6 protein-coding genes are annotated in these 6408 nt (G+C 50.0%); 4 read left to right on the plus strand and 2 right to left on the minus strand.

What is annotated here, in order from left to right; genetic code table 11:
- Positions 1–10 precede the first annotated feature (10 nt).
- The 3 genes from D568_RS0117105 to erpA all read left to right on the plus strand — a co-directional run bounded on the left by D568_RS0117105 (position 11) and on the right by erpA (position 1588).
- Positions 11–754, plus strand: a complete 744-nt coding sequence (locus D568_RS0117105; RefSeq protein ID WP_026287118.1) for a DUF6776 family protein — start codon at positions 11–13, stop codon at positions 752–754.
- Positions 755–772: 18 nt separating this feature from the next.
- Complete coding sequence (locus D568_RS0117110; RefSeq protein WP_020210835.1) at positions 773–1159, plus strand: bactofilin family protein; 387 nt, start codon at positions 773–775, stop codon at positions 1157–1159.
- A gap of 75 nt (positions 1160–1234) precedes the next feature.
- Positions 1235–1588, plus strand: a complete 354-nt coding sequence (gene erpA / locus D568_RS0117115; protein ID WP_020210836.1) for an iron-sulfur cluster insertion protein ErpA — start codon at positions 1235–1237, stop codon at positions 1586–1588.
- A gap of 12 nt (positions 1589–1600) precedes the next feature.
- On the opposite strand, the gene D568_RS0117120 is transcribed toward erpA, so the two are convergent.
- Positions 1601–2722, minus strand: a complete 1122-nt coding sequence (locus D568_RS0117120) for an anhydro-N-acetylmuramic acid kinase (RefSeq protein WP_020210837.1) — start codon at positions 2720–2722, stop codon at positions 1601–1603.
- Positions 2722–4188, minus strand: coding sequence for a peptidoglycan DD-metalloendopeptidase family protein (locus D568_RS0117125; RefSeq protein ID WP_040517096.1), 1467 nt, complete (start codon positions 4186–4188; stop codon positions 2722–2724). Before D568_RS0117125 ends, D568_RS0117120 begins: the two co-directional genes overlap by 1 nt.
- 269 nt (positions 4189–4457) lie before the next feature.
- Here D568_RS0117125 and tyrS point away from each other — a divergent pair, with 269 nt between their 5' ends.
- Positions 4458–5765, plus strand: a complete 1308-nt coding sequence (tyrS, locus tag D568_RS0117135) for a tyrosine--tRNA ligase (protein WP_020210840.1) — start codon at positions 4458–4460, stop codon at positions 5763–5765.
- Positions 5766–6408 lie beyond the last annotated feature (643 nt).

Genomic DNA, 6408 nt, shown 5'->3' on the forward strand with positions numbered 1-6408 from the left:
GGTTCTGGGTATGGCGAGCGTAAAAGGCACTAAACAGTATTCGATGAAAGTGGTGCCCCACCGCCCTGGGCGCCGGTTGCTGCAGGTGGGGCTGATTTGTCTGTTCACAGCTATAGCAATGCTGGCTTCTTATTTATTTGGTTTTTGGCAGGCCAGCGGTGGCGATTTACCGAGCTTTGATGAGAACGAACGGTTGTCGGTTGAGTTGTTGGAGGCGCGGGGTGAGCTCGATAAGCTGCGCCAGCAAGTCGCTAACTTATCGATGGCTTCCGAAGTCGATCAGATGGCCAGCGAAGAGGTACGCAGCGAAGTGATCGAGCTGCGGCAGCAAATAGCCAGTCTTGAAGCTGACATTTCGTTCTATCGTGGATTGATGGCCCCTGGTGAAAGCAATTCAGGCTTAGCTTTAGGGGATGTCACTTTGCGGCCTTATGGCGAAGACGGGCGATACCGCTTTAAATTTGTGGTTCAGCAGATTGCCACTAATCATCAAATCTTGAACGGAGTGCTAAACGTAGAGCTGGTTGGTCGGCGGGATGGCGAACAAGTGCAAATCCCACTTCATGAGGTGTCGGATGATTACGATAGCGCCGATATCAAATTGCGCTTTAAGTACTTTCAAAATATTGAAGGTGAGTTAATTCTGCCTGAAGGCTTTGAAGCGCAAAGCCTGGAATTGGAAGCGCGTTCCAACAGTAGCGATTCAGAGCGAGCTGAAAGAAGCTACAGCTGGTTGATTGACCAGCTACAATAACAAGTTTTGGGGAATATTATGGCGTTTAGTAACAGTCACACCTTGATTTCAAAGGGTACGAATATTGTTGGTGACATTCATTTTACCGGTGACTTGCAAGTAGAGGGGCGTGTAACGGGTAATATTATTGTTGAGGGTGGTGGCGATGCTAAATTAGTGGTGGCCAACAACGGTGTTATTGAGGGTGAAGTGCGCGTTCCGATGGTGGTGATTAATGGCAAAGTCGTAGGAAATGTGTTCTCTACCAAGCATATTGAGTTGGCATCGAAGGCCGTAGTGGAAGGGAATGTTCATTACAACCTAATTGAAATGGTAAAAGGTGCCCAGGTAAACGGTTCTTTGGTGTATGGAGCATCGGAAAAAAGCCAGCAAGCTTTACCTTCTGGTGGTGATGCTTCCGAATAGAGCGGTGATAATAGTTGACTGTTTTACTCTGGTATTGGGATAATCCCCGCTTAAGTTGTACTGGAGTCCATTTGTATGTCTAGCCCCGAAGTTTTTACGCCAGAACCTTTGTACGTCAGCCCTGGCGCTGTCGCCAAGGTGAAAAGCCTGGTTGAAGAAGAGGGGAACCCCGATCTAAAACTGCGAGTGTATGTCACAGGCGGTGGTTGCTCCGGCTTTCAGTATGGTTTCACCTTCGATGATATGACCGCTGATGATGACACGATAGTAGAGAAAGATGGTGTTCAGGTGGTGGTGGATGCGCTTAGCTTTCCCTATCTGGCGGGTGCGAATGTCGATTATTCAGAGGGTTTACAAGGGGCTCGTTTCGTCGTCAGCAACCCCAATGCGGCCACAACCTGTGGTTGCGGTTCATCCTTTTCGGTTTAACTTGTCTGTTATCTACCTTGGTGCCGCTGGATAAATTCCGCCTAAAATAACCTCATTGTTGGCACCAGTTACGCTTTTTTGATTGCCTGGCAGCCCTTCCAGTGTGCGATGGGCCAGCCAAGCAAATGCCGCTGCTTCCACCCAGTCTGGAGCTATACCCAGAGCCTCTGTAGTCTCTAAACTAAAACCTGAGTTTAAATGAGATAAACGATTCATCAGCATTTTATTGTGGGCCCCACCACCACAAACGTAAATTTCTCCGCCATCGGCTGCCCCTGGGCATTGCTGTAAATGGTTGCTCACGCTAACGGCGGTGAACTCAAGCAGGGTGGCCTGAACATCTTCTGGCTTTGTGACAAAATTTCCCGCGAGAACTTCTTTTAACCAGGCAAGGTTAAACTCCTCCCGGCCCGAACTTTTGGGAATGGGGCGCTGTAAATAGGGGTGACTCAGCAGGTGGCGCAGTAGTTCTTTATTGACGTTGCCGCTGGCGGCCCAGGCACCGTTTTTGTCGTAGGCTTCACCGCGGTTAAGCAGAACCCAGGCGTCCAGCAGTGTATTACCAGGGCCGGTGTCAAAACCGAGGGGTGAGCCTGCCGGGTTGAGCCAGCTTATATTGCTGATGCCTCCGATATTGATGATCGCCCGTGGCTTGCTCGGGTTGCTGAAGACGTTTTGATGGAAGGCTGGTACCAGCGGAGCGCCTTGTCCGCCAGCGGCGATATCACGGCGGCGTAAATCAGCGATAGTCGTAATGCCGGTGCGTTCGGCGATGATATTGGGGTCGCCAATTTGCCAGCTAAAAGGTGTTTCCGACTGCCCTGGCGGGCGGTGTCTGATGGTTTGGCCATGGCTGCCTATGGCGCTGATGTTGCGTGCACTTACACCTGAATGTTTTACCAGTTGCAGGGCTGAATGGGCAAACAGCTCGCCTAGCTCGCGGTCCAGCGCTCCTGCGCGTTCAATCTCATTGTCGCCGGGAACGCAGAGAGCGTGTATGCGCTGGCGTAACTCGGGAGTAAACTCTGAAAAATAATGAGATTTGAGCGTACAATGCTGCTCGGTTATATCCACCAGCGCCGCGTCTATGCCGTCAGCGCTGGTGCCTGAAATAAGCCCGATGTACAGGCTCATCAGTTAATTTTACGCTCGGTGTCGCCCATGGCCAGTTGGCTGGCCGAGGTGTGTTGCTGAAGCTTGGCCACTAAAGGTCGCGTCTGGGTTAAAAAGTCCTGCATCTCGGCACCGGCCACAGACTTGGCTTTAGGTAGCTTCTGCACAATAGTGCGCGGATTGCGGTGCACGCCATCGAGCAAAAATTCGTAATGCAGGTGGGGGCCGGTGGCATAGCCGGTAGAGCCCACGGTGCCGATTACTTGCTTTTGCTTGACTCTCTGGCCGTTTTTTACGTGACGTTTATGCAGGTGTAAATACTTGGTAACAATGTTATTACCATGCTGGATAAACACGTAGTTGCCATTTGGCTTGGTGTAGCCCGCGGCAATTACTTTGCCGTCACCCGAGGCCCACACTGGTGTGCCGGTATCCGCTGCGTAATCGGTACCGCGGTGAGGGCGTACGGTTTTAAAAATGGGGTGCAGGCGCTTGGGGTTAAAGTTACCGCTGATGCGACGAAAATCCACGGGTGCCAACAAAAACGCTTTGCGCATGCTTTCACCCTTGGGGGTGTAGTAATGGCTGTCGCCATCGGCATGGGTGTAGCGCACGGCGTTAAATTTATGCCCTTGGTTGGTAAATTCAGCGGCTAAAATGGCGCCAGTACCAATTTTTTCGCCATCCAGGTATTTCTCTTCATACAGCACGCTGAAGTGATCGCCCTTGCGGATGTCCAGCGCGAAATCGACGTCCCAGCCAAAAATATTCGCCATTTCCATGATCAGTGCATCGTCCATTCCAACAGACTGACCTGCCATGTAAAGAGAACTGGCAATGACAGCTTCTTTATAAGTGGGGCGGATTTCGGGCTTTTTCACCTCTTTCAGTGCTTGGAAACCGTCTTCGGCTCTTTCAAAGTGCGTGCTGTTGAGGCGGTCTGGAATATGCGACAACTTCTCCAGCTCGCCTTCCGAATTCAAGTAAAAGACCAGCTCGTGACCAGGCATAATTCGAGTCAGGCTTTTGGCTTCTTTGCAGGTGCTGGTTAGCTTGTATACGTCTCGGTCATTGAGCCCGGCACGTTTAAACAATGTAGAAAGACTGTCACCAGAGCGCACAGTAAAGCTTTTGCTTTCAAGAGCTGGTGCGGGAGCTGCTTGTTCATTCTGGACAGTGGTTGTTACTGGACTCTCGGAGGGGGTGGTTATGTCGAGAGTGGCTACAGATTGATCTGGCTGTGTAGGGTTGGTAGTAGCGCTTGGTGCAGTCGTTTCGAGGGCTATGGCTTCGTCGCTGGGTGCAGGTTGGGTTGGTAAAGTCAGCTTTACCGATTGTCTTGTTTCTGTGTCGGGCTCGTTGGTGGAAGAAAACGCCCAACCTAAAAGGCCTATAGTCAGTGCCGCGGCGGCGATCATGTGGCCACGCGGGAAGGAAGGCAATGCCTTGGCATTGCCAGTATGTTCTTTTCTATCAAGGGGTTGCATGAAGTTTTTAAACCCGTACCGCATATAAAGTTCCCGCTAGTTATATCAGAAAAGCTCCTTAATATCGAACCTTTTTGGTCAAATTTTGAGCTTGGTGGGGCCGTTTACTTTTAGAGTTTGACGGTTTTAGTCAGTGGCTCGAGTAAAAAGTTGCCCCAAAGTCTTAGGGCTTGTTTTTGCTGGTATATAAGGTATTGTTGCCCGCTTAATTTTCAGGCGGCAGGCTGGCCGCCCGAATGTTGCGGCATTAGTAATTAACGGGTTTATTCATGACGACTATCGATTCAGCACTATTTGACGACCTACAGGCGCGCGGGTTAATCGCCCAGACTACTGGCGGAGATGTGTTGGCAGAGTATCTAGCTGAAGGTAGTCGTACCCTTTATAGCGGGTTTGACCCCACCGCTGATAGCCTACATATCGGTCACTTGGTTCCTCTATTGGCGCTTAAGCGTTTTCAGTTGGCGGGGCACAAGCCAGTTGCGTTGGTCGGTGGTGCTACAGGCCTTGTCGGCGACCCAAGCTTTAAGGCTGCCGAGCGTAAGTTAAATACGCCGGATATTGTGGCTGGCTGGACTAATAAGCTAAAAGCTCAGGTCAGTCGCTTTATTGATTTCGATTGTGGCGAAAACTCTGCCGAAGTGGTGAATAATCTCGATTGGGTGGGGCAAATGAATGTGCTCGATTTCCTGCGGGATGTCGGCAAGCACTTCTCTGTCAATAATATGATCAACAAAGAGTCGGTAAAGCAGCGTATTGACCGTGAAGGTGCGGGCATCTCATTTACCGAGTTCACTTATATGTTGTTGCAGTCCTACGATTTTGCTGAGTTGTATAAACGTTATAACTGCACCCTGCAAATTGGTGGCTCTGATCAATGGGGTAATATTACCGGCGGCATTGACTTGGCGCGGCGTATGTATAGTGGTGAAACCTATGGTTTGACGCTGCCGCTTGTGACTAAGTCTGACGGCACTAAGTTTGGTAAAACCGAATCCGGCACTGTTTGGTTGGATCCTGCGAAAACGTCGCCCTATGCTTTCTACCAGTTTTGGCTCGGCACGGCGGACGCCGACGTCTATAAGTTTTTGCGTTATTTCACTTTCCTCTCTTTGTCGGACATTGCGGCGATTGAGGAGCGTGATAGAAACACCGAAGGGCGGCCAGAGGCGCAATCGGTGCTGGCAAAAGAAGTTACTCGGCTGATTCACGGCGAAGAGGGCTTGCGGGCGGCCGAGCGAATTACCGAAGCCTTGTTTTCGGGAGGTCTAGAGCAGTTAAGTGAGCCGGATTTAGAGCAGTTGCAGTTAGACGGTCTGCCCTCGTCGACTTTAGTGCGCGCTCAGTTGGCTGACAAACCGCTCACTCAGTGGCTGGTGGACGCCGAAATGGCAGCATCGGGAAAGCAAGTGAAAGATGCATTGGGTCGAGGCGCCGTATTAATTAATGGCGACGCGATTACGTTTGACGAAAACCTGGATGGTGCTGCCTGCTTCAATGAGTCTCGTGCACGCTTTCAGCGTTTCTATATCGTTAAGCTTGGAAAGAAAAAGTACCACCTCTTTGTTGTTGAGTAGCTGACGGAACAATAAATAAGCAAAAGGCGGCCGCAGGCCGCCTTTTTTGTATGTCTTTTAAGCGATTTTGGTGTGCTGAAATAAAAATGTAAAATCATTGTATTTAAGACTTGCGCGGTTTGTTTTGGTGCGTATAATGCGCGCCTCTTCCCTAGGGGAGAGCGGGAATTGGCAGAGGTTTTGGCGGTTTCCGGGCTTGCAAAAACTTAGTTGAAATTAAGTGTTTACAAGCCGGATCGGATGCGTATAATGCGCCTCCCCAGCAGCGAGCTCCAGGGTTCGCGGTTGGTAAAAAGGTTGGCCTTTAAGGTGTTCTTTTGAGTGCTCTTTTAAAGGTTTAACCGGCGGCAAAAACTTTTTCAAAAAGTGCTTGCCAAGCGAAAAGTTCAGCGTATAATGCGCGCCTCTTTCGCTGAGAAAGACGGGAGTTGAGGTTAGGTTTTTCAGTTTCCGGTTTGTTAAAAACTTAATGAAATTAAGGGTTTACAAACAAAAGTTGATGTGTATAATGCGCATCCCCGCTAAAGCGCTAAGCGCTCTTAACGGGAAAGGTTAAAAGGCTTTTTAAAGCGCTTTTAACCCGGCAAAAAACTTTGAAAAAAGTGCTTGCCAAAACGAATTTGATGCGTATAATTCGCATCCC

The sequence above is a fragment of the Gilvimarinus chinensis DSM 19667 genome (genome assembly GCF_000377745.1).
GTDB lineage: Bacteria > Pseudomonadota > Gammaproteobacteria > Pseudomonadales > Cellvibrionaceae > Gilvimarinus > Gilvimarinus chinensis.